General features: G+C 60.7%; 21 protein-coding genes and 1 pseudogene. 13 read left to right on the top strand and 9 right to left on the bottom strand.

From position 1 onward, the window contains the following. Positions 1-288: 288 nt before the first annotated feature. The gene (locus ABDW57_RS16395; protein WP_343731239.1) at positions 289-897 is read left to right on the top strand and encodes a hypothetical protein; all 609 of its coding nucleotides are present in this window, start codon (positions 289-291) and stop codon (positions 895-897) included. A 569-nt stretch (positions 898-1,466) separates the two neighbouring features. Then, positions 1,467-1,742: a type II toxin-antitoxin system MqsA family antitoxin gene (locus tag ABDW57_RS16390; RefSeq protein ID WP_343731238.1), complete on the top strand. Its 276-nt coding sequence runs from the start codon at positions 1,467-1,469 to the stop codon at positions 1,740-1,742. A gap of 217 nt (positions 1,743-1,959) precedes the next feature. On the opposite strand, the gene ABDW57_RS16385 is transcribed toward ABDW57_RS16390, so the two are convergent. Further along, a complete protein-coding gene (locus ABDW57_RS16385; RefSeq protein WP_343731237.1) occupies positions 1,960-3,474 on the bottom strand; it encodes a hypothetical protein in 1,515 nt (504 codons plus the stop codon). 556 nt (positions 3,475-4,030) lie between these two features. Here ABDW57_RS16385 and ABDW57_RS16380 point away from each other — a divergent pair. From ABDW57_RS16380 to ABDW57_RS16365, 4 genes and pseudogenes are all read left to right on the top strand, one after another. Beyond that, complete coding sequence (locus ABDW57_RS16380; protein WP_343731236.1) at positions 4,031-4,351, top strand: type II toxin-antitoxin system MqsA family antitoxin; 321 nt, start codon at positions 4,031-4,033, stop codon at positions 4,349-4,351. 113 nt (positions 4,352-4,464) lie between these two features. After that, a complete protein-coding gene (locus tag ABDW57_RS16375; protein WP_343731235.1) occupies positions 4,465-4,953 on the top strand; it encodes a hypothetical protein in 489 nt (162 codons plus the stop codon). Continuing rightward, complete coding sequence (locus ABDW57_RS16370; RefSeq protein WP_343731234.1) at positions 4,935-5,435, top strand: PIN domain-containing protein; 501 nt, start codon at positions 4,935-4,937, stop codon at positions 5,433-5,435. The genes ABDW57_RS16375 and ABDW57_RS16370 overlap by 19 nt, the downstream gene beginning before the upstream one ends. 919 nt (positions 5,436-6,354) lie before the next feature. Next, a pseudogene (locus ABDW57_RS16365) lies at positions 6,355-6,531 on the top strand (helix-turn-helix domain-containing protein); the annotation flags it as partial. Positions 6,532-6,659: 128 nt separating this feature from the next. Here ABDW57_RS16365 and ABDW57_RS16360 read toward each other — a convergent pair. Together ABDW57_RS16360 and ABDW57_RS16355 are read right to left on the bottom strand one after the other, a co-directional pair. Further along, a complete protein-coding gene (locus ABDW57_RS16360; RefSeq protein ID WP_343731246.1) occupies positions 6,660-7,124 on the bottom strand; it encodes a carboxymuconolactone decarboxylase family protein in 465 nt (154 codons plus the stop codon). An 88-nt stretch (positions 7,125-7,212) separates the two neighbouring features. Next, positions 7,213-8,085 carry an RNA polymerase sigma-70 factor gene (locus ABDW57_RS16355; protein ID WP_343731245.1) on the bottom strand — a complete coding sequence of 291 codons (873 nt, stop codon included), beginning with the start codon at positions 8,083-8,085 and terminating at the stop codon, positions 7,213-7,215. A 139-nt stretch (positions 8,086-8,224) separates the two neighbouring features. Here ABDW57_RS16355 and ABDW57_RS16350 point away from each other — a divergent pair, with 139 nt between their 5' ends. Continuing rightward, on the top strand, positions 8,225-9,496 hold the full coding sequence (locus ABDW57_RS16350) for an aminotransferase class I/II-fold pyridoxal phosphate-dependent enzyme (protein ID WP_343731233.1): 1,272 nt from the start codon (positions 8,225-8,227) through the stop codon (positions 9,494-9,496). Here the strand turns inward: ABDW57_RS16350 and ABDW57_RS16345 are convergent. From ABDW57_RS16345 to ompA, 6 genes are all read right to left on the bottom strand, one after another. Then, entirely contained in the window at positions 9,493-10,587 is a 1,095-nt protein-coding gene (locus ABDW57_RS16345; protein WP_343731232.1) for a hypothetical protein, read from the bottom strand. The two genes, ABDW57_RS16350 and ABDW57_RS16345, sit on opposite strands and share 4 nt — an antisense overlap. Before the next feature lie 110 nt (positions 10,588-10,697). Beyond that, positions 10,698-11,711, bottom strand: a complete 1,014-nt coding sequence (locus ABDW57_RS16340) for a hypothetical protein (protein ID WP_343731231.1) — start codon at positions 11,709-11,711, stop codon at positions 10,698-10,700. An 81-nt stretch (positions 11,712-11,792) separates the two neighbouring features. Then, positions 11,793-12,473 (bottom strand): HAD-IA family hydrolase, encoded by a 681-nt coding sequence (locus ABDW57_RS16335; protein WP_343731230.1) that lies wholly within the window; start codon positions 12,471-12,473, stop codon positions 11,793-11,795. Positions 12,474-12,481: 8 nt separating this feature from the next. Then, a complete protein-coding gene (gene ubiG, locus ABDW57_RS16330) occupies positions 12,482-13,183 on the bottom strand; it encodes a bifunctional 2-polyprenyl-6-hydroxyphenol methylase/3-demethylubiquinol 3-O-methyltransferase UbiG (RefSeq protein ID WP_343731229.1) in 702 nt (233 codons plus the stop codon). Continuing rightward, positions 13,089-13,934 carry a hypothetical protein gene (locus tag ABDW57_RS16325; protein ID WP_343731228.1) on the bottom strand — a complete coding sequence of 282 codons (846 nt, stop codon included), beginning with the start codon at positions 13,932-13,934 and terminating at the stop codon, positions 13,089-13,091. The genes ubiG and ABDW57_RS16325 overlap by 95 nt, the downstream gene beginning before the upstream one ends. A gap of 125 nt (positions 13,935-14,059) precedes the next feature. Next, positions 14,060-14,776, bottom strand: coding sequence for an outer membrane protein OmpA (gene ompA / locus ABDW57_RS16320; RefSeq protein ID WP_343731227.1), 717 nt, complete (start codon positions 14,774-14,776; stop codon positions 14,060-14,062). Positions 14,777-15,183: 407 nt separating this feature from the next. Between ompA and gyrA the strand changes: the two genes are divergently transcribed. From gyrA to ABDW57_RS16290, 6 genes are all read left to right on the top strand, one after another. Next, the gene (gyrA, locus tag ABDW57_RS16315) at positions 15,184-17,814 is read left to right on the top strand and encodes a DNA gyrase subunit A (protein WP_343731226.1); all 2,631 of its coding nucleotides are present in this window, start codon (positions 15,184-15,186) and stop codon (positions 17,812-17,814) included. Between the two features lie 81 nt (positions 17,815-17,895). Continuing rightward, positions 17,896-18,432, top strand: coding sequence for a DUF2059 domain-containing protein (locus ABDW57_RS16310; RefSeq protein ID WP_343731225.1), 537 nt, complete (start codon positions 17,896-17,898; stop codon positions 18,430-18,432). 19 nt (positions 18,433-18,451) lie between these two features. After that, positions 18,452-19,534 (top strand): 3-phosphoserine/phosphohydroxythreonine transaminase, encoded by a 1,083-nt coding sequence (gene serC / locus ABDW57_RS16305; protein ID WP_343731224.1) that lies wholly within the window; start codon positions 18,452-18,454, stop codon positions 19,532-19,534. Continuing rightward, positions 19,534-20,607, top strand: a complete 1,074-nt coding sequence (gene pheA / locus ABDW57_RS16300) for a prephenate dehydratase (protein ID WP_343731223.1) — start codon at positions 19,534-19,536, stop codon at positions 20,605-20,607. The genes serC and pheA overlap by 1 nt, the downstream gene beginning before the upstream one ends. A gap of 17 nt (positions 20,608-20,624) precedes the next feature. Continuing rightward, positions 20,625-21,734 (top strand): histidinol-phosphate transaminase, encoded by a 1,110-nt coding sequence (gene hisC, locus ABDW57_RS16295; protein WP_343731222.1) that lies wholly within the window; start codon positions 20,625-20,627, stop codon positions 21,732-21,734. Next, positions 21,735-22,694, top strand: coding sequence for a prephenate dehydrogenase/arogenate dehydrogenase family protein (locus ABDW57_RS16290; protein WP_343731221.1), 960 nt, complete (start codon positions 21,735-21,737; stop codon positions 22,692-22,694). It abuts the gene before it with no gap. The last annotated feature ends 28 nt before the right edge of the window (positions 22,695-22,722 follow it).

Genomic DNA, 22,722 nt, shown 5'->3' with positions numbered 1-22,722 from the left:
GCGTTGAGGCTGTCTTGATGGGCTGCTGGAGTGCTAATTTGATGCTTTCGGTTGTGCATATTGGGGACCTACCGCTGTACTCTAAATTAATCGGGTAGGTGTCTCAAGTTATATTGGCACGGAGGGGGCGGTGAAAGCGCTGAGGCGCAGTGTGTATGCGGCTTTACAGGCCTTCTTGGACCTGGGCGAAGCCACCTCCAAAGGCGAAATCCTAATAACTAATACTGTGTCTTACAAAAGACATTAAACAGACGACTCTGATACACCCAACAACCAGGAAGGAAACGAATGCCAGGAAAGTCCCACAGTCCCGAACAGACCAGCCGTGCGCTCGCGATGCGAGCCGCAGGCTGGACTGTTCTTGCCATCAGCCAAGAGACCGGCATCAGCGAACGTTCCTTGCAACGCATTTTTAGCGCCGCTGGCACCGTCAAAGGCGAGGCGAAGGGTGAACTGAGGGATGAAGCAAAAAAACGCCTCCTGAGCCTCGTGACTTCGAATGACGCGATCCAAGAGCAGGCTGCTCGGTTCATCGCCGATGACCTCGCCCACGCGGCGCACCTTCGCCAGCTGGCGCTGGACGCCTCGCGCCACCTGGCTTCGCCAACGAACTTGAAGGAGGCGGCCCTCGTCATGCGCGCGCTGGCGGCTCAGTCCACGGTCCTCAAGAACACGTCCGACATGGTGCGCCACAGCCTCCAGCTTGAGAAGCGCGACAACTCCCTGGACGAGCTGCCGGAGCTGGTCATCACGGAGCTGACTGCAGAGGACGTCGAGCAACTTCGGCTCCAGCAGGGCGAGCAAGACGGTGGTGCAGCTCTTCCGAGCGAGGAGCTGCTGTGCCAGGCGCAGGACGACGATCATTTGGTTGATGATGACGTCGTTGAGCTGACTTGAGCTGGTTGCGCTGCCGTCAGCGCAACCAGCGGCGCAAACACCTCTAGGAGCGCAGCATGCCGGAAAGTGAACGGATTATTCCCCGGGAATAATCGCCAAGCGTATGATTTTTAACGGGAATAGCCAATTTAACTTCCCCGCCGTGCGGCGGCTCTGGCGCCGCCGGCGTAAACGCCGCCAAGCGCCGCTCAGATCGCAAAACGGCAGTAATTATTCAACTTGAATAATTGCTAAGTAATTGATTTGTAACAAAAATTACAAATTTAACCTCCCAGCCACACGGCGCCTCTGGTGCTGCCGGCGCAAACTCCGTCAGGCGTCGCTCAGATCGCTAAATAGAAGCAATTATTCCAGCAGAATAATTGCCAAGCTATTGATTTTTCAGCGAAATGGCCAATTTAACCTCCCTTCTTCGTGGCGGCGCTATTACTCGGCGCCACTGCTGGCGGCGAGCAGCTCGGTAGCTGCTGACTGCCTGCGACTAAGCGCTCGCCAATACAAGTTTGCTGCGGTATTCATTGAGCTACTTCAGACGCGCCAGCACTCAAGACCGTATAGGAGCCGCGACCATGAAATGCCCGACCTGCGGCAACGCTGAACTTGTCCACGACACGCGGGATGTTCCTTTCAGCCGAAATGGAGCCACCAGCACCATCGAGGCAGTCACTGGCGACTTCTGCCCTGCCTGCGTCGGCATGGTGCTCGACACGGAGCAGGGCGCGCGTTACGCGAAGCTCGTGAAGCACCGACAGGCTGTCAGCCTGATCGCCGGCCTCTGGAAGGACCGCGACGGCGGTTCAATCGACGGCGTTGAGTATCAGAAGAAGGTGCGCTCGGAGTGGTAATCTCACCTGCTGACCGTAGCAGCGCCGCCGTGCAACCGATCGGCTACCAGGCTCAGTCAAGGCGGCTTTGAGTAGGTGCGTCGAAGGAGTGAGATGATAATTTCATCATTGCCACCATCTGACCTCTTCGCTCACCATAGCGTATGACAGTTGGCAGTGAGACCGGTCATGGCAGACGGCTTTCCCGTAAGCCGTCTGTCGCCGTTAGAAGGCTAAGCTAACGACCGGAGAGTATCAATTTCTTAGCCGCCTGAGACTGCTTCAGTCCCATTAGGTAAGTTCTGAATGCAGGATGAATCTCCCAGTGCGCTGACTGCAAGTTATTCCAATTATCCAAGCGGACGAAATTTGGATCATCTTGGAAAAGTATATGATCAAAACCTTTTGGTTTTCGATTATCTAAGACACGTGCATTAATAAAGCCACACTCATGTAAGAGCGATAAAATTTTTATTGCTCCCTCATTTGTTTCCGGCTTTATGGTTTCTCCTCGAATGGACGTCGATGAGCGACTAGGGATTGTTTGTAAATGCGTCCTTAGTGCTTCAAAATCCATTTCAAAATCAGTATCAATAAATGAATTTATTATATCGCGAATATTGCTGCAATCTAGAGAAAATTCATTGACAACATCATCAACACGTTCTTTAGAATAGACTTTCATTCCTTTGTCTGCCTCATCGGCACCAATAGGTTTTGTTGAATTTGTGGCGGAATCGATCATATTTTTGATGAATTGTATAGCGTCACGAGGCCGCTCCCTCGCTGATTTAATGATAAATCCATCCCAAGGCCGCACTTCAGTACTAGACGGTAAATTCACATGTGTGCCACTGAAAAATATCGTGTATGGATCCTTTATTCCCTTTCCAGCGTCTTTAGCAGCCATCTCCAAGCGCCGGCGGATAATACTTTCCATTAAGGTGTCGTTAGCTTTCAAGCTAACCACTAAGCCCCTTAAATGGTCCGTCTGGTCGCGTTGCCCAACACTTTCACTTGACATTCGCTCCCATACAGTTGAGCGCAGAGTAACTATCGCTCGCACATCGGTGCATTCACCTACCAGGCGACGAACAGCCAGTAATAACGCCCAAATCCTATTGAGATGTGCACTTTGATCTGGTGCAGCCAATTGATCGGTGTCATCAATAAGTAAATAAAATACACCGGCACCATTTAGTAGCTGTGAATTAATTGCTGCGATAAGCGAGTTGGGAGAATTTACACCAGCAAGATCTTTTGCTAATTTTACGCCGTCAATTTTATGTACAGGTGATGATATGGCGCTAAATAATTCAAGTGATTTTTCAACAAGGTCCGCCTCGGTTAAGCCTTGATCTTTAGCTTCTTTATATAGCTTGGCGGCATCCCCCTTTAAGAATCCTTTCAGCTGAGACCCAATTCTTGCAGCAATGGTTTTTACCAAAATACCATAGTAATGAGCTTTTAGCGTTCCAATGTCCTGTGCTGTTGGAAAATCTTTCCCTACAATATTGTCGGGGCGAATAAGAAGGCATGGCAAATTATCTTTCTTGGATACTGCAGCGATCCATTCAACAATCGCACTTTTTCCAATCCCTTTATTTCCAACAAGAATTCGCATGCCTCCAGGTTCAATTGCACACAGTTGATCAAATTGAGAGGGCGTAATAAAGAGATTGCCAAGTAAGGATTTATCTCCTTCAGCTGTGCCCGTTCGAACGTATTTCAGTAAATGATCGAGAAGTGCCATTGTTTTCCTTTTATTTAAATGCCGATTTGCGCGGATTTTATATGTCAGCCATATAATTTTCTCTTTGGAAATTTGAGGGCCGCTTTGTGCCTCGTTAGTCCGTAACCTCAGAGCATAACATCTTGCTCATCTGAAAAATACACGAAATGTCACCAGTTCAATTAGTAGCGTGCAGTTGGATTGGGTGGGGGATCAATAAGAATGGCGTGGAGACATATTAGAGTTCGCGATGACAATACTCACCGAGCGACGCATCCGTCGGCGGACGCGCGCGGCTGGCAAAACCTGCCCGGCGGGCAGATCGGGACGATGCAAAAATGGTAGGCCTAAGCAACAGGGCGATGCCGACCCGGTCTGGCGGTCTCCTGGCGCGGCCCTGGCAGAAAGTGGAAGTCCTAGAAAAAAAAGACCACCGGCATGGCATAGGCTTGAACAACTAGGGATAGAATTTGAAAATCATGTTGCGCGGCGGTCGTAATGCTTTCGCGCAGATGTATCCGGCTAAACTGTCACGCGTCGTGCACCGTATCACGTCGCGGTTAATGGAGGGGGTATCATGAATTGTCCTGCCTGCGGCGGCGCTAATGTCGTCCATGAGAGCAAGGCGCTGTATTACACCCACGCCGGCGGCGTGCACGCCGCAGGGAGCGTCACCGGCTACTTTTGTCAACAATGCGGCACGATGCTGACTGAGCAGCAGAGGGCGACTGACGCCGAGCTTGAGGCTCGCCGCTCCGCGCCGGCGATCGTCTTGACCGAAGCCCAGCGCGCCGCACGGCGCCAGGGTCTACGCAACCTTATGGGCTTGAACAAACATCGCGAGGGCGGGCCGGTGGATGGCCTGGCCTATCAATTGGAGCAACGCGCGGAATGGTAGCGTAATTAGCCATAATCCGATCGAGTGCTTGAAATTTGACCGCTACTGTGCATATTCTGCGGGGAAGTGGTATCGTGTAGGCTATGCAACCACAATATTAGACGGAGGCCGGCATGGCCCAGCCCAACAACATAGAAAGTATCGCCGGCGGCCGCGAACTCAGGCGTCTGTTGGAGCAATTGCGGCAGACAACTGTGACTTACAACATTGGTGGCGTTGCCCAAACCCTGCCGAACTACTGTCTTAACCTTAACGAGATGGCAGTTGGCGCGCTTCCGCCGTCGAAACTCTCCTGTGCAACTGCAGCGGCATACTCTGCGGGTTCCGAATATGAAGCCTCGCTTAATCGCGCTTGGAGTCTCAGCGCCCAGGCGAGCGACGCATTGATTGCACAATACTTGCTAGAACACAGCGAAAAGATTCAAAACGCTCAAGCTGAGATTGAGTCGGCCGTTGCCGCGCAGATCAAAGAGCAAAAGCGAGAACGTCGACGCAAAGCAGTCAACTTGATTGCTGGCTTGTGGAAAGATCGCGAAGGTGGCCCGATTGACGGAGTTGAGTATCAGGACAAAATGCGAGCTTCATGGACCCGAAATACCTGATCGACACGAATATTTGGGTTGATGCACTTGGTGGAGCACCCGAGGCATTGGAGGTTATCTACAACAATGATGATATTGCCATGAGTGCCATCAATTACATGGAGGTCGCCTCGGGATGCACACCTTCCGACCTGGTTATGTTCGACGGCATGCTATCAGGCGATCCCGACATTGCCGTTATTCATACCAACGAAACCATCATCAAGCTTGCCTCCGCGTTCAACCAGAACGCCGCTACTGGTAAGGGATATGGCCACAAGCGTCTTCCTGACGCGATAATCGGCGCGACAGCAGCGGTGACAGGCCGCATCATACTAACGAGAAATCCTTCAGATTTTGTGGGCTACCCTCATGTCCGGGTGGAAACGCCATATCAAGGACAATGGGTGACGTCGGTTGGTAGTGACGGTAAGGAGAGCAAAACTTGGGTACCAGGTGCGCCACTACCCCCGTCTGCAACTGCGTCGTCGGCGGCAGCCTAAAACGTCACAAGCTGCTCTAGCAATTCATCTCCCGTCGCTTGGGCGGCAAGGTACGGCTCGTTCGAAATGTGCGCCAGATAAGCTTCGATCACGGTCAGGGTATTTTCCACGTGCGGCATCCAGCGGTCGCGCTCGCCGCGTTTAGACCTTTCAGCCAGACCACCAGGGCGCCCTACTTGACGACCAGCGGGAAAACGCCGCCTCCAATCTCATTGCCCTCCCGCATCGTGCAGCTTGAGGTTTCGTCCGCCGCCGGCTGTCTCAGCGCGCGGTATGATCCGGTAGTGCGACTGGCACAACTCGTCCGGGATGGGTATACGGTGGCCGACGGGCAGCTCATCAGCTTGGTGGAGTCAGCGCCGGCGATGGTAGATGGCTCTGCAATGACCAGCCTCTCCTCGATCTCGCGAATCTCGGCTTTGGCCGGCGGCCCTATGCCTGCGCCTCACCGCCCAGGTAGTGAGCTTGGTGGCTGAATCCGCCATCAAGTAGGACGATCTGGATCTACGTTGTCCATACAAAACCCGGACCTTTCAATAAGTATTGCAAAAAAGGCAGCGCGTTTCTGTACAAAACCCGTACCTTTCGATGAGTATTTCACCGGGGAAATGCTCGCCATCGCTTCGTGCGTAGAGTAGGTGGGAACTGCGGTTTGGTTCCCTATATGTCAGAGGAACCCCACCCGGCGTCAGGTTTGGTTGGTGCTAGAATACCCCTAGTCCGCACCCCAAACGGGGTGCAAAGTGTGGCCTGGTCGGAGTGGGCAGCCTTGAGAAATCAATAGCTTATGTGTGCCGATGGTGGAGACTGGAGACTCCCGCCGTCTCCACCACAAAATACTCTAGTAGCATCCAACGCCGTCCAAGTGACGGCGTTTTCTTTTGTTTACAGTTACGTATCTCCTGGCGCCATCTTGCCAATGTCAGCCCTGCTCAACGATACCGGGGTATCAACAAGAGAGATCGCCAGGCGTTTAGGCATCTCACGAAACACCGTTCGGCGCTATCTGCGCTTGGAAACCATAGAGCCAGCCTACGCTACGCGGCGCTCGAAACGCGTCGGCCAATACGCCTTCCAATTTTTGGCATGGATCCGAGTGCCCATGCGCGGCTCCTTTGCTACATCAGATAGCTCAAATGAGTTAGCCGGGCAACTCGATCATATTTGTGACGCCTATTCGCTCCCCGGCGCGTCAGCGCCGGGGGCTTGGTTTATCGGAATGACTTAGAAACCTGGCGGCGGCACTTCCGGGATCTGGTTGTGCAGGCTGGCGTTGATGACGTTCCAACCGCGGATCACGGCGATCGCGTAGCTCATTTCAGCGATTTCATTGTCGGTGAAGTGCTCTTTCAGCTGGGCGAAATCCTCATCGCTCGGATGCTTGTGAGGCAGGGCGTTGACGGCTTCCGCCCAGTTCAGCGCCGCGCGCTCCAGCGCGCTGAAGAAGGGCGCCTCGCGCCAGCCGGCCACGGCATTCAGGTGGCGCGGATCGGCGCCTTGCTTGATCAGGTCGCGCCAGTGCATGTCGACGCACACGCCGCAGCCGTTGATCTGCGAGACGCGCAAATTGATCAGTTCCACCAGCCGCACGCCCAGCGAGCTTTTCTTGACGGAGGCGGACAGCGCGATCATGGCCTGCAGGTTGGCTGGCGCAAGTTGGAAGAAGGGGATACGGGCAGCTTGGGTCATGATGATGCCTTTCAGTGTCAGCGGAAAGCGCACGATTGCGCCCTCCATACCCTGTAAGACGGACCACCCGCGCCGGTTGTGACAGCTTTCAGAAAATAGTTTGCGGCACGCCCGTCAGTTTATCCGGATTGCGGACGATGAAGACGGCGACGATGCGCGCGCCTTCGATGACGAACGATTGTGCCGATTCCAGCTGGCCGTTGACGTAGCGCACCAGCCCTGGCGCGCCGTTGACGCGGGCCTGGCGGTACACCACCTGCTGCGGGAATTTGTGTTCCAGCGACCAGAACGAGCCCGCCACCCGCCCCGCGCCGTGCAGGATGTGCAGGTAGGAGTTGACCTTGCCGCCGCCGTCGGCCACCAGCTGCACGTCGTCGGCCAGCATGGTTTTCATGGCGCTGCGGTCGCCCACCTGCGCGGCGGCGATGAAGCGGCCCAGCAGCGCCTGGTGCTGCTCGCGTGCCACGTCAAAACGCGGTTTTTGCTGCTGCACCCGCTCCTGCGCCCGGTGCACCATTTGCCGGCAGGCCGCCTCGCTTTTGCCGAGGATGCTGGCGATGTCGGCGTAGTCATGCTCGAACACCTGCCGCATCAGGAACGCCGCACGCTCTTCCGGCGACAGCCGCTCCAGCACCCACAGGAACGCCATCGACACCTCGCCAGCCATTTCGGCCCGGCTTTCCGGCGTGTTTTCGTCCAGCTCGACGATGGGTTCGGGCAGCCACCAGCCGACGTAGGATGCGCGCTCGGCGGCACGGGCACGCAGGCGGTCGATGGCCAGCCGGGTGGTGATGGTCACCAGCCAGGCTTCCGGCGATTGCACGCTGCCCTGCGCGCTGCCATGCCAGCGCAGCCAGGCGTCCTGCACCACATCTTCGGCGTCGGCGCGGGTGCCCAGCATGCGGTAGGCGATCGAGAACAGGCGCGGTCGCAGCGCGGTAAAAGTAGGGGTATCGGTCATCATGACACTTAGACGGGCCAGTCCGCCGGTTTGTGACAGCATACCTTATCTGGATTGCGCATTTGCTTTTTTGGAATCATTCGTGGCCGCGCCGGCGGTTTCCCGCTACCTTTTCAGGCACCAACCTTGAGGAGACAGCATGAAACTGGAAACCATCGCCGTCCACGGCGGCTACAGCCCGGACCCGACCACGCGGGCGGTGGCCGTGCCGATTTACCAGACCGTCGCTTACGCCTTTGACGACACCCAGCACGGCGCCGACCTGTTCGACCTGAAGGTGCAGGGCAATATCTACACCCGCATCATGAACCCGACCCAGAACGTGCTGGAGGAGCGCATCGCCGCGCTGGAGGGCGGTGTCGGCGCGCTGGCGCTGGCGTCCGGCCAGGCCGCCATCACCTATGCCATCCAGACCATCGCCGAAGCCGGCGACAACATTGTCTCGGCCGCCACCCTGTACGGCGGCACCTACAACCTGTTTGCGCACACGCTGCCGCAGTTCGGCATCAGCACCCGCTTTGCCGATGCGCGCGACCCGGCCTCGTTTGGCGCGCTGATCGACGAGCGCACCAAGGCGGTGTTCATCGAATCGATCGGCAACCCGCTCGGCAACATTACCGACATCGCGGCGATTGCCGCCATCGCCCACCAGCATGGCGTGCCGCTGATCGTGGATAACACGGTGGCCACGCCTTACCTGCTGCGGCCGTTCGAGCACGGCGCCGACATCGTGGTGCATTCGCTGACCAAGTACCTGGGCGGTCACGGCAATTCGATCGGCGGCGCGATTGTCGATTCCGGCAAGTTCCCGTGGGAGCAGCACAAGCAGCGCTTCCGGCGCCTGAACGAGCCGGACGTGTCTTACCACGGCGTGGTCTACACCGAGGCGCTGGGGGCGGCTGCCTACATCGGCCGCGCGCGCGTGGTGCCGTTGCGTAATACCGGTGCGGCGCTGTCGCCGTTCAATGCCTTCCTGATTTTGCAGGGGATAGAAACGCTGGCGCTGCGCATGGAGCGCATTGTCGACAACACGCGCAAGGTGGCGCAGTTCCTCGGGCAGCATGCCAAGGTCAAGTGGGTCAACTACGCCGGGCTGGAAGAGCACAAGGACCACGCGCTGGCGCGCAAATACCTGGGCGGGCGGCCGTCCGGCGTGCTGACCTTCGGCGTGCAGGGCGGCGTCGAGGGCGGGGCGCGTTTCCAGGATGCGCTCAAGCTGTTTACCCGGCTGGTCAACATCGGTGACGCCAAGTCGCTGGCCTGCCACCCGGCCTCCACCACCCACCGCCAGCTCAACGAGGAGGAACTGGCCAAGGCCGGCGTCACCGGCGATACGGTGCGGCTGTCGATCGGCATCGAGCACAGCGACGACCTGTTGGCCGATCTGGCGCAGGCGCTGGCGGCGGTTTAAGGTTTGGCGATCTTGTCCGGCACGCGGGTGACCAGCACCTCGCCGTCGACGATTTCGCAATCGATGATGTGGCTGCGCGAGGCGCCGGCGTGGCGCGAGTACAGTTCGTGGTATTTGCCGGCGTCTTCCAGCCGCAGGTCGATGCGGAAGCTGTGCAGCTGGTTGATGGCCTGCGCCTCGCGCAGGCGCTGCTTGCGCACCTCGGCCTCCTTGTCGCTGCGGCCGTGCATTTCCGGGCCTTCGAAGTAGCGGATCAGGGCGCATTCGATGATGTCGATGCGGTCCTTGAGCAGCATGTCGGCGGCCACCGGGTTCTGGTTGACTTCCAGCTCGGCCGGATCGCCGTCATCCGACAGCACTTCCACGTTGAAGCGCTGGATCAGCAGCAGCATGTCATGGTCTTCGCTGAACTTCTGGTGCACGCGCTGCACCGGCACCAGGCGCGCGCGCGCCAGCCGGCCCAGCGGGTCCTTGGTCTGGCCGACGTATTGCACCTCGGTCTTGTAGTTCAGGTTGTTCTCATATTGCTGCAGCACGTCGTGGATCGACAGCGCCTCGATCAGGCCGCCCCAGTTGAGGGTGAGGAAGCGGTCGGTCAGCACCACGCTGGGCTTTTTCAGGGTGGCGGCAAACGGCACAGTCAATTCCAGCGTCAGCGTTTCCTTCTTTTCCTCCGGCCCCACCAGCAGCGGCACGGTCAGCTTGAGCGAGAAGAAGCCCCAGCTGGTGCTGCGCGCGGGATCGAAACGCACGCGCGGGCGGTTGACGGCAAAATAAATCAGCCGCTTTTCGCTGGTGGCTTCCAGGTCGAACTGCATGCGGCGCAGGTGGCGGCCGACCGGGTCGCGGATGTCCGGCACTTCCGGGAAGCCGGCGATCAGGTCGTACCAGTGGAATTTGGCGTCAGCCACCGTTACCACCCAGGTCTGGGGCGCGGCGGTGCGTTGCGGCATCAGCGGCAGCAACTCTTCCATTTCGTCCGGCGGCGGCGCCACCAGGTCATGGAAGGGCTCGGGCGCTTCTTCAAACAGCGCGCCGATGCCCAGCTCTTCCGGCGACGGATCTGGGTAATCGTCGTCGTCATTGCTCATGTTGCGCGCTCCAAGTGTCTCATCGTATGGTGATTATAGTGCCTGCGGCGTAGTATTTCCATGCGGAAACAACCGCCTGGGGCAAAGAATATCACTCAATGTAACACTAGTCAGCTTTTGCCTGCCTCCGGCACGGTTGGCAGTGGCATGCTTGCAACCTGGGCCTGGCCGTCGGCAATGAAGCAGCTGAGCAGGTGGCGCGGGGCGGCGCTGACCAGCTCCGAACCCAGCTGATTGTAGCTGCCGCAATCGGCCGGCAGGGCCAGGTCGATGGTGTATTGCACCAGGTGCTTGTCCTGCTGAACCGCCGTGATGCGCTCGCTGCGCTGGCGGCGTTCCCCGCTGCTGTGGCCGGGCGGCTGGCTGCCGGCGAAATAGCGGATCAGGGCGGCCTCGATCACGTCCACGCGCTCGGCCTGCACGGCGTCGGCGGCCAGCGGGTGAGGGGCGGGCCGCGCGGCGCTCTGGACCTCGACGCTGGTGCCCAGCACCAGCAGCAGGGTATCGTCTTCGGCGCCGAACTGGGCGCGCATCTGCTGCATGGCCGGCAGGCGGCCCTTGCCAAGCCGGCCTTCGGGGTCGCGCGTCTGGCCGACGTACACCACCTGGCTGGGCAGGTTGAGGGCCGGCGCGTGGGTGCGCAGCAGGTCGTGCACCGAGAACACTTCCACCAGGTTGCCCCAGTTGAGGGTGAGGAAGGCCTCGGTCAGGGTGATGGTCGGTTTTTTCAGGGCAGCCTTGGGCGGCACTGTGAGCTCGACCGTAATGCTGTCCTTGCGGCGCTCGGCGCCCAGCAGCAGCGGCAGGGTCAGCTTGAGCGAGATATAGCCCCACTGCAGCGCGCCGGCAATGTCAAAGCGCACCCGCGGCCGGGTGACGGCCAGGAACAGGTGGCGCTGGGCGGCGGTGGCGTCCAGTTCGAATTCCATGCGGCGCAGGTAGCGGCCGATGGGATCGCGGATATCCGGCTTGTCGGCAAAGTCGGCCAGCAGGTCGTACCAGTAATACTTGGCATCGGCCACGCGCACCATCCAGCTTTGCGGGGCGCCGCCGCGTGGGCGGCGGGGTGGGCTTGCATCGGCCTGCGGCTGCGGGGATGGGGCGGCCTGCGCGGGGATATCCATAATGCACCTGAAATGTGGAGTAAGCCTGCGAGAGTACGCTTACTCTATCCATACGGCAACAAATATCGCGGCAGCGATCTGTTAGGCAACCAAATCGATGGCCGTGACCCGGTTCAACAAGGCCAGCAGCTCGGACGGCTGCTGGAATACATAATCGGCCTGCCACTGCTGCGGCTCGGTGGGGCCGCAATAGCCCCAGCCGCAGGCGATGGTCAGCATGCCGGCCGCCTTGCCGGCCTGGATGTCGCGCAGGTCGTCGCCCACGTACCAGCACTGTTGCGGCGCCAGTTGCAGGCGGCTGGCCGCTTCCAGCAGCGGCGCCGGGTGCGGCTTGGCGTGCGGCGTGGTGTCGCCGGAAATGGCGCAGGCCGCGTGGCCAAGGCCGATCTGCGGCAGCAGCGGGTCGGTAAACCGTTTGGGCTTGTTGGTGACGATGCCCCATTGCAGGCCGGCCGCCTCGATTCCGGCCAGCAGGTCGCGGATGCCGTCGAACAGGCCGCTGTGCACCGCCATGGCGGCTTCGTAATTGCTGAAGAAGCCGTCGCGCAGTTCGGCGTAGCCTTCGTCGTCCGGCTTGAGGCCGAAGGAGGCGCCGATCATGCCGCGCGCGCCGGCCGAGGCGGTCGGCCGCAGGATGTCGTAGGCGGTCGGCTCCAGCCCGCGCACGGTGCGCAGCAGGTTGACGGCGGCGGCCAGGTCGGGCGCGGTGTCGGCCAGGGTGCCGTCCAGGTCGAACAGGATGGCGCGGGGGGCGGCAGGCATGCTCATGCTCAGCCTTCCAGTGGGCGGCGCGCGGCCACCAGGTAGTTGACGCTGGTGTCGTCGTTCAGCGAGTAAATCTTGGTCAGCGGGTTGTAGCCCATGCCCTTGAAGCCTTGCAGTTCCAGCCCGGCGCTGCGGATGAACTGCGACAGCTCGGCCGGGGTGATGAATTTCTCGTAGTCGTGCGTGCCCTTGGGCAGCATGCGCAGGATGTACTCGGCGCCGATCACGGCAAACAGATAGGATTTCGGGTTGCGGTTCAGGGTGGAGAAGAACACATGGCCGCCCGGTTTCACCAGGGCGGCGGCGGCGCGCACGATGGCGGCCGGGTCGGGCACATGCTCCAGCATTTCCATGCAGGTGACCACGTCGTACAGGCCGGCTTCCTGGGCGGCCATCTCTTCGGCGGCGATCAGCCTGTAGCGCACCTGCACGCCCGATTCCAGCGAGTGCAGATCGGCCACTTTCAGGGCTTTTTCACCGAGGTCGATGCCGGTCACGGTGGCGCCCTTGCGCGCCATCGATTCCGACAGGATGCCGCCGCCGCAGCCGATGTCGATCACCTGCTTGCCGGCCAGCGGCGCGCGGGCGTTGATCCATTCCAGGCGCAGCGGATTAATTTCGTGCAGCGGGCGGAATTCGGAGGTCGGGTCCCACCAGCGGTGCGCCAGTTCGGAAAATTTTTGCAGTTCTAATGGATCGGCGTTCATGGGCAATCAGGTAAGAGATCAATCCCGCTATTCTAAAGCAGGGCGGCAGCTTGCGGGCAGTCAGCGCCAATAGAAGCAGGCCGCTCAGCAGCATCAGCCCGCCGGAGGGCTCGGGCACGGCGATCACCAGATTGTTCATGTGGTAGGCCTCGCCGTAGATATAGTCGCCGCCTTCCTTGCCGATCCATTCGCCGGTCTGGGTGCCGGTGGTCATGTGCACGCCTTCGAAGGGCAGGGTGGAAATAAAGCCGAAGAACTGGCCGGTGTAGGTGTTCGGCACTTCCAGATCCAGCATGCCGCCGCCGACCAGCGTGCGGTCATACACCAGATACATCTGCAGGCCGGTGCCGGGACGGTGGTCAGACAAATCGAAATGGCCGCCAAAGCCCACCAGCGGCGTGCCCAGCGACTCAAAATTGAACCAGGTGGACGTCAGGCTGCCGCCCCATGTCGCCACGCTGGTCCACATGGCGCCGTCGTGGACGCTTGGGGGCGACAACGATGGCTCGAACACCAGGCCGTCGATCAGCGTGCTGTCCTCGAAATCCTCGGTGATGACCTGCTGGCCCGACAATGCCGCCTGCCAGGCGGCCTGGTCGGTGTAGATGGTGATGCCGGCCGATGCCGGCAGGGCGGACAGTGCCAGCGTCGCGGCCAAAAACAGTGTGCGGAAAGTCATGATGATGTACCCCTTGATGTAGTTGGTTTTGTGGCGCGCCGTGTTGGCCGGGCGCCACGCGCAAACTAACATTGTTTTTTTGCTTTCAGCTGTGAAGTCTATCCATACGGAACAGCTAGTTACCGCAAAAAAAATGCCGCCCTGCATGGCAGGGCGGCATCCTGGCCCGCTGGCGCGGGCGCTGTCAGTGCGGCGGCTTACTTGCTGGTGCCGACCACTTCGATTTCTACGCGACGGTTCTTGGCGCGGCCTTCGGCGGTCTTGTTGTCCGCGACAGGTTGTTTCTCGCCTTTGCCTTCGGTGTACACGCGGTTGGCTTCAACGCCTTTCGAGATGATGTAGGCCTTGACGGCTTCAGCGCGGCGTACCGACAGCTTCTGGTTGTACTCGTCGGTGCCCACCGAGTCGGTGTGGCCCACGGCGATGATGACTTCCAGGTTGATCGAACCCAGCTTCGAGGTCAGGTCGTCCAGCTTGGCTTTGCCTTCTGGCTTCAGCACGGCCTTGTCGAAGTCGAAGAAGGCGTCAGCAGCGAAGCTCACTTTTTGTGCGGTTGGCACGGGCGCAGGTGCTGGGGCTGGCGCAGGGGCTGGTGCCGGTGCCGGGGCCACTGGTGGCGGTGGTGGCGGCGGCGCCACGCACTTGCCGTTTTCCAGCTTCTCTGGCTCAACGCAGATCGGCAGATCGCAACCTGGCACGGCGTCAGCCGGGGTCCAGTAGCCGGTGCGCCAGCACAGGCCGAACGGGTCACGGGCGATCACGCCGCGTGCATCTTGCACGTAGGCGCTTTTCGGGGTCGGAGCTTTGATGTCCTGGGTGACGGGGGCGTATGGTGGCGCGGTTGGTGCGGTCTGGGCGATAGCCGAGCCGGCGAATGCAGCCGAAATGGCCAACATCGAAATCAGTTTTTTCATATTTTTGTTCCTTTCGGGGGTGATATCTGCAGAAAACTGCGCGACGTAGTTCTTTGCGTGGGGCGAATTCTACCACGCAGGGGCGTCAGGCTCGTTTTCCGCTTGTGATTCAAGCAATTGACTTCTCGTCCATTTTGCCACAAGCGATGAAAGTCGTTTAAATAGCGCCAACACGGCGCCATTCCGCGTTCAACCAAAATGTTGTTTTGTTGCAACGTGATTGTCGATAATAATTGAGTAATGTGTCATGAATATTACAACTTGTTACTCGGTGCGGCACGCCGCTACACCGCGCGGCTGCTGGGCTGCTGCGGTTTTCCGCTGGTTGCCGTGCGCCCATGCTAAAATCGTACGCTTGCCTGTCTCCTGGGAGAGGCGTAAACAAACCACAGTAAAACGACCGGCCAATGGATCAATTCGCAAAAGAAACAATCCCGATTTCCCTCGAAGAAGAGATGCGCAAGAGCTACCTCGATTACGCCATGAGCGTGATCGTGGGCCGTGCCTTGCCGGACGTGCGTGACGGCCTGAAGCCGGTACACCGCCGCGTCTTGTACTCGATGCACGAAATGAACAACGTGTGGAACCGTCCTTACGTCAAATGCGCCCGTGTGGTGGGCGAGACCATGGGTAAATACCACCCGCACGGCGACGCGTCGATTTACGACACGCTGGTGCGCATGGCGCAGGACTTCTCGCTGCGCTACATGCTGGTGGACGGCCAGGGCAACTTCGGCTCGGTCGACGGCGACGGCGCGGCGGCCATGCGTTACACCGAGTGCCGTCTCGACAAGATTTCCAGCGAACTGCTGGCCGACATCGACAAGGACACGGTCGACTTCCAGCCCAACTACGACGGCAAGGAAAAAGAGCCGACCGTCCTGCCGACCCGCATTCCCAACCTGCTGATCAACGGTTCGTCCGGCATCGCGGTGGGCATGGCCACCAACATTCCGCCGCACAATCTGCATGAGGTGATTGCCGGCGCGCTGCACGTGCTGAACAACCCGGACTGCTCGATCGACGAACTGATCGAACTGATCCCGGCGCCGGACTTCCCGACCGGCGGCACCATTTACGGCGTGTCGGGCGTGCGCGACGGCTACCGCACCGGCCGCGGCCGCGTGGTGATGCGCGCCAAGACCCACTACGAGGAATACGGCAAGGATGGCGGCCGCACCGCCATCATCGTTGATGAGCTGCCGTACCAGGTCAACAAGAAATCGCTGCTGGAGCGCATTGCTGAAAACGTGCGCGACAAGAAGCTGGAAGGCATTTCCGACATCCGCGACGAGTCCGACAAGTCGGGCATGCGCGTGGTGATCGAGCTGAAACGCGGCGAAGTGCCGGAAGTGGTGCTGAACAACCTGTACAAGCAAACCCAGCTGCAAGACACCTTCGGCATGAACATGGTGGCGCTGGTCGACGGCCAGCCGCGCCTGCTGAACCTGAAGGAAATGCTGCAGTGCTTCCTGTCGCACCGCCGCGAAGTGGTGACGCGCCGTACCGTGTTCGAGCTGCGCAAGGCGCGCGAGCGCGGCCACGTGCTGGAAGGCCTGGCCGTGGCACTGGCCAACATCGATGAATTCATCGCCATCATCAAGGCCGCGCCAACGCCGCCGGTGGCCAAGACCGCCCTGATGGAGCGTTCCTGGGATTCGTCGCTGGTGCGCGAGATGCTGGCCCGCACCGGCGAGGGCGAGCACCCGAACAGCGTCGACGCCTTCCGTCCGGAGCACCTGCCGAAGCACTACGGCATGCAGGCCGACGGCCTGTACAAGCTGTCCGACGACCAGGCCCAGGAAATCCTGCAAATGCGCCTGCAGCGCCTGACGGGGCTGGAACAGGACAAGATCGTCAACGAGTACAAGGACGTGATGGCGGAAATCGCCGACCTGCTGGACATCCTGGCCAAGCCGGCCCGCGTGACCACCATCATCACCGACGAGATGACCTCGATGGTGGCCGAATTCGGCGACACCACCAAGGACCCGCGCCGCTCCAACATCGAGCACAACGCCAGCGACCTGAATACCGAAGACCTGATCACGCCGCAGGACATGGTGGTGACCCTGTCGCACACCGGTTACATGAAGGCGCAGCCGATCAGCGAATACCGCGCGCAGAAGCGCGGCGGCCGCGGCAAGCAGGCCATGGCCACCAAGGACGAGGACTGGATCGACCAGCTGTTCATCGCCAACACCCACGATTACATCCTGTGCTTCTCCAACCGCGGCCGCATGTACTGGCTGAAGGTATGGGAAGTGCCGCAAGGCTCGCGCAACTCGCGCGGCAAGCCGATCGTGAACATGTTCCCGCTGGCGGACAACGAGAAGATCACGGTCATCCTGCCGCTGTCGGGCGAGAACCGCACCTTCCCTGAAGACCACTACGTGTTCATGTCCACCAGCCTGGGCACCGTGAAGAAGACGCCGCTGAAAGACTTCAGCAATCCACGCAAGGCCGGCATCATCGCGGTCGATCTGGACGAGGGCGACTTCCTGATCGGCGCCGCGCTGACCGACGGCGAGCACGATGTGATGCTGTTCTCCGACGCCGGCAAGGCGGTGCGCTTCGACGAGAACGACGTGCGCCCGATGGGCCGTAACGCCCGCGGCGTGCGCGGCATGAACCTGGACGAAGGCCAGCGCGTGATCGCGCTGCTGGTGGCCGAGAATGAGCAGCAGTCGGTGCTGACCGCCACCGAGAATGGTTTCGGCAAGCGTACCCCGATCATCGAGTACACCCGTCACGGCCGCGGCACCAAGGGCATGATCGCGATCCAGACCTCCGAGCGTAACGGCAAGGTGGTGGCGGCCACGCTGGTGGATTCGTCGGACGAAATCATGCTGATCACCACTGGCGGTGTGCTGATCCGCACCCGCGTGTCGGAGATCCGCGAGATGGGCCGCGCGACCCAGGGCGTGACCCTGATCGCGGTGGAAGACGGCACCAAGCTGTCCGGCCTGCAGCGCGTGGTGGAGACCGATATTGACGAAGTCGAGCTGGAACCGGGCCCGGATTCAGCGACGGAGTAAAGCTCACTGTATAGGAGTCAGCGGGGCCACGACTATTGCGCGACAATAGAACTGGCCCCGTTATTATTTCAAGGAGAAGAAATGAAGAAGATCGTAGCTTGCCTGGCCGCTTCGCTGGCCCTGATCGGTACACCGGCCGTGTACGCGCAAACCGCCGACGCCGCGTCCACCGCCGCCGCCAAGGAACTGTTCGACTCGATGAATTACCGCGCCGTCATGGTCGGCGCCATGCAGCAGATGGCCAAGGGCATGAGCGCCTCGATGCGCGCCGGCGCCGAGGCGTCGATCAAGAACAACGCGAAGCTGAGCGACGCCGACAAGCAGAAGGCGCTGGCCAAGATGGAAGCCGAACTGCCGGCCGCCATCAACGCCATCCAGAGCGTGCTGAATGACCCGACGCTGGTGGATGACATCCTGACTGAAACGGTGCCGGTGTACGCACGCCATTTCAGCGCCGATGAACTGAAGCAGATCACCGCTTTCTACCGCACCCCGGTGGGCGCCAAGATGCTGAACCTGATGCCGCAGCTGATGGGCGAGGGCATGCAGATCGGCCAGCAGATCGTTCAGCGCCGTCTCGGCCCGATGCTACAGAAGCTGCAGCAGGGACAGAAATAAATCACACTTAAGGACCGCAATGACGCACATCTATAACTTTTCCGCCGGCCCCGCCGTATTGCCGAAGGAAGTGCTGGCGCAAGCCGCCGCCGAAATGCTGGACTGGCATGGCAGCGGCATGTCAGTGATGGAGATGAGCCACCGCGGACCGGAATTCATATCGATTTACAAGGCAGCCGAGCGCGATCTGCGCGAGCTGCTGGCAGTGCCGGACAATTACAAGATTTTGTTCATGCAGGGCGGCGGTTTGTCGCAGAACGCCCTGATTCCGTTGAACCTGCTGGGCCACAAGCCCGAAGGCGCAACCATCGATTTCATCCACACCGGTTCGTGGTCGGACAAGTCCATCAAGGAAGCCCGCAAATACGCTAACGTGAACGTGGCCGCCTCGTCCGACATCGCCGTGCCGCCGCAGGCGCAATGGCAGCTGACGCCCGGCGCGGCCTATCTGCACATGTGCACCAACGAGACCATCGGCGGTGTCGAATATCAGCCGGACTTCCATGATCCGCGCTTCAAGGATCTGGTGCTGGTGGCGGACATGTCGTCGCACATCCTGTCGCGCCAGATCGACGTGTCGAAATACGGCGTGATCTTTGCCGGCGCGCAGAAGAACATCGGCCCGGCCGGCGTCACCATCGTCATCATCCGCGACGACCTGCTGGGCAAGGCGCTGCCGTTCTGCCCATCGGCGTTCGATTTCAAGCTGGTGGCCGACAACGAGTCGATGTACAACACGCCGCCGACCTACGGCATCTACATCGCCGGCCTGGTGTTCCAGTGGCTGAAAAAGCAGGGCGGCGTGGCCGAGATGGAGCGCCGCGCCATCGCCAAGGCGGAGCTGCTGTACAACGCGCTGGACGCCAGCGATTTTTACGAAACCCGGGTTGCGCCGGCTAACCGCTCGCGCATGAACGTGCCCTTCTACCTGAAGGACGAAAGCAAGAACGAAGCATTCCTGGCCGGCGCCAAAGCGCGCGGCCTGCTGCAACTGAAGGGCCACAAGTCCGTCGGCGGTATGCGCGCATCGATCTATAACGCGATGCCTATCGAGGGCGTGCAAGCGCTCGTAGACTACTTGAATGAATTCGCAGGCCTGTAATGAACGATAAACTCAAACCCTTGCGCGAGCAGATCGATTCGATCGACGCGCAGATTCTGGATTTGCTGAACCGGCGCGCGAAAGTGGCGCAGGAAGTCGGCCATGTGAAGGCGGAAACCGGCGCGCCGGTGTTCCGTCCGGAGCGCGAGGCGCAGGTGCTGCGCGGCGTGGCCGAGCGCAATCCCGGCCCGATGGGCAACGCCGAGCTGCAGACCATCTGGCGCGAAATCATGTCCGCCTGCCGCGCGCTGGAAAAGCGCGTGACGGTGGCTTTCCTCGGCCCGGCCGGCACCTACAGCGAACAGGCGGTGTACCAGCAGTTTGGCACCGCCGTCGACGTGCTGCCTTGCTCGTCGATCGATGAGGTGTTCCGCGCCACCGAGGCCGGCACGGCGGAATTTGGCGTGGTGCCGGTCGAGAACTCGACCGAGGGCGCCATCGGCCGCACGCTGGACCTGCTGCTGCATACGCCGCTGACCATCAGCGGCGAGGTGTCGATCGCCGTGCGTCACAGCCTGCTGACGGCAACCGGCAATATGGACGGCATCACCGCCATCTGCGCGCATGCGCAGGCGCTGGCGCAGTGCCAGATCTGGTTGAACAATAACTATCCGGATATCGAACGGCGCGCGGTGTCGTCAAATGCGGAAGCGGCGCGCATGGCGCGCGACGACCATGGCATCGCCGCGATCGCCGGCGAGCGCGCCGGCGTGCGCTATGGCCTGGGCACGGTCAAGGCCAACATCCAGGACGATCCGCACAACCGCACGCGCTTCGCGGTGATTGGTTCGCTGCAGGCCGGCCCGTCGGGCGAGGATCGCACCTCGCTGGCGCTGGCGGCGCCGCACAAGGCGGGGTCGATTTATCGCCTGCTTGGTTCGCTGGCCGCGCACAATGTGTCGATGACGCGCTTCGAGTCGCGTCCGGCGCGCACCGGCACCTGGGAATACTACTTCTACGTCGACGTGGAAGGCCATGTGCAGGACCCCGCCGTCGCCAAGGCGCTCGATGAGCTGCAAGGCAATGCTGCATTCTTCAAGGTGCTGGGTTCTTACCCGGTCAGCCTGACCTGATTTCGAAGAGAGATAACATGAGCAAGAACTACGGCCCGGAGTACGTCCGTGCTATCGCCCCTTACCAGGCTGGCAAACCGATTTCGGAAGTGGCGCGTGAATTTGGCCTCGACGAGGCTTCCATCGTCAAGCTGGCGTCGAATGAAAATCCGTTCGGCGTGCCGGCGTCGGCGCAGCAGGCCATGGCCGCCGCGGTGGCGGAGCTGGGGCGCTATCCGGATGCGAACGGCTTTGACCTGAAGGGCGCGCTGTCGAAGCGCTATGACGTGCCGGCGGACTGGATCACGCTGGGCAATGGCTCCAACGATATTCTGGAAATCGCCGCGCATGCGTTTGTGGAGCGCGGCCAGTCGATCGTGTATTCGCAGTATTCGTTTGCGGTGTATGCGCTGGCGACGCAGGGCGTGGGCGCGCAGCACATCGTGGTGCCGGCCAAGGCGCATGGCCACGATCTGCCGGCCATGCTGGCGGCGATCCGCGACGATACGCGTCTGGTGTTCATCGCCAACCCGAACAACCCGACTGGCACCTTCATTCCGGCGGCGCAGATCGAGGCGTTCGTGGCCAAGGTGCCGGCGCACGTCGTTGTCGTGCTGGATGAGGCCTACAACGAGTTCCTGTCGGAGGCGGATCAGTTTGAGTCGGCAGAGTGGGTGAAGAAGTATCCTAATCTGCTGGTGTCGCGCACGTTCTCGAAGGCCTATGGTCTGGCGGGGCTGCGCGTGGGCTTTGCGATTGCGCAGCCGGCGCTGACGGATCTGATGAACCGTATCCGTCAGCCGTTCAATGTGAATTCGCTGGCGCAGGCGGCGGCGATCGCGGCGCTCAACGACAAGGAATTCCTCAAGCAGAGCGCGGCCAATAACGCGGCTGGCTATCAGCAGTTTGTCGAAGCGTTTGAGCAGATGGGGCTGGAGTATGTGCCTTCGTATGGCAACTTCGTGCTGGTCAAAGTGGGCAATGATGCCGGCGCGGGCGCGCGGGTGAACCTGTCGCTGCTCAAGCAAGGTGTGATTGTGCGCCCGGTGGGCAATTATGGATTGCCGGAGTGGCTGCGTATTTCGATTGGCCTGCCGCAGGAAAATGCGGTCTTCATCGCAGCGCTGGCGAAAGCATTGGCGGAGTAAATGCTGAACAAGGTCGTTATTTTTGGCGTAGGCCTGATCGGCGGCTCGTTCGCGCGCTCGCTGAAAAAGGCGGGCGCGGTGCGCAGCATCGTCGGAGTCGGCCGCTCGGCCGCATCGATGGCGCGTGCGCTGGAGCTGGGCATCGTCGATGCGATCGGCGTGAGCGCCAGCTCCGGCGCGCACGCCTCGGCGGCGGGCGCGGCCACTGGCGCTCCGCTGTCGCTGGCTGAGGCGCTGCACGGCGCGGAGCTCGTTCTGCTGGCCGCTCCGGTCGCGCAGACCGAGGCGATTCTGGCCGCCATCGCGCCGCATCTGCAGGCCGGCACGGTGGTCACGGACGCCGGCAGCACCAAGTCGGACGTGGTGGCTGCGGCGCGGCGCGCGCTGGGCGGCAAAGTGGCGCAGTTTGTGCCCGGCCATCCGATCGCGGGCCGCGAGACCAACGGGCCGGATGCGGCCATCGACAATCTGTATGTCGGCAAAAAAGTGGTGATCACCGCGCTGGCCGAGAATACAGAGGCTGACGTAGAGCGCGTGGCGGCAGCATGGCGCGCCTGCGACGCCATCATCCACCGCCTGACGCCGGAGGAGCACGACAAAGTGTTCGCGGCGGTCAGCCACCTGCCGCACCTGCTGGCCTACGCGCTGGTGGACGATATCGCCAGGAAGCCGCACGCCGACTTGCTGTTCCAGTACGCCGCCAGCGGCTTCCGCGATTTCACCCGCATTGCCGGTTCGTCGCCGGAGATGTGGCGCGACATCAGCCTGGCCAACCAATCGGCGCTGTTGACGGAACTGGACGCCTACATGGCGCAGCTGACCACACTGCGGGCGCAACTGGCCGCCGGCGACGGCGCCGCGCTGGAGCGGGTCTACCGCAACGCCCAGCAGGCCCGCCACCAATGGATAACCGCGATCGAAACGGCCGAAGCGCCGCCATCGCAAGATAAAGCAGACTAAATCCGGGGTCAGGTCCGCCATTTCTACA

This window comes from Duganella sp. (assembly GCF_039595735.1).
In the GTDB taxonomy this organism is placed as follows: Bacteria; Pseudomonadota; Gammaproteobacteria; order Burkholderiales; family Burkholderiaceae_D; genus Rugamonas.
This window is presented reverse-complemented; position numbering and strand designations above follow the sequence as displayed.